The organism is Amycolatopsis minnesotensis (genome assembly GCF_039529815.1).
GTDB lineage: Bacteria > Actinomycetota > Actinomycetes > Mycobacteriales > Pseudonocardiaceae > Amycolatopsis > Amycolatopsis minnesotensis.
The window spans coordinates 1-564 of record NZ_BAAANN010000153.1; the positions used below are offsets into that span (position 1 = coordinate 1).

Consider the following 564-nt stretch of genomic DNA (forward strand, 5'->3'; position numbering starts at 1 on the left):
GGTTCGGTGAAGGTCGATCCCGGCAAGTACATCTCGACCACCGTCACCAGCAAGGCGGGCAAGAACGGCGCCGAAAAGGTCGACCTCACCGCCACGGGCCTGCCCGACGGCGCCAAAGCCACCTTCCAGCCATCCACCATCAACTCCGGTGACACCGCCAAGCTCACCATCGAAACCGCCGCCAACACCCCCGAAAAGGACTACACCGTAACGATATCCGGCAAGGGCACCACCGAGACAGCGACCACGAAGCTCACCCTGACCGTCGGCAAGGGCACCCCCACCGGCGACGTGAAGGTCACCGTCACCCCCGGCAGCGGCACCGGACGACCCGGCATGTTCACCAACGCCACCGTCTCCGCCACCGGCACCGGCTCCCTCACCCTCTCCGCATCCGGCTCGGGACTGCCCATCCCGCCCTTCTTCAACCCCCAGGGCATTTCCTCCGGCGGCAGCTCCACCATGCAGGTCATCGCCCCCTTCCAGACAGGCACCTACCCCATCACCGTCACCGCCACCGACTCCACCGGCAAGACCGGCACCGCCACCTACACCCTCACCATC

General features: G+C 66.7%; 1 pseudogene. It reads left to right on the forward strand.

Annotated elements, in window-relative coordinates:
• Nucleotides 1-6 precede the first annotated feature (6 nt).
• Nucleotides 7-564 (forward strand): annotated as a pseudogene (locus ABD256_RS44275) (serine protease); the annotation flags it as partial.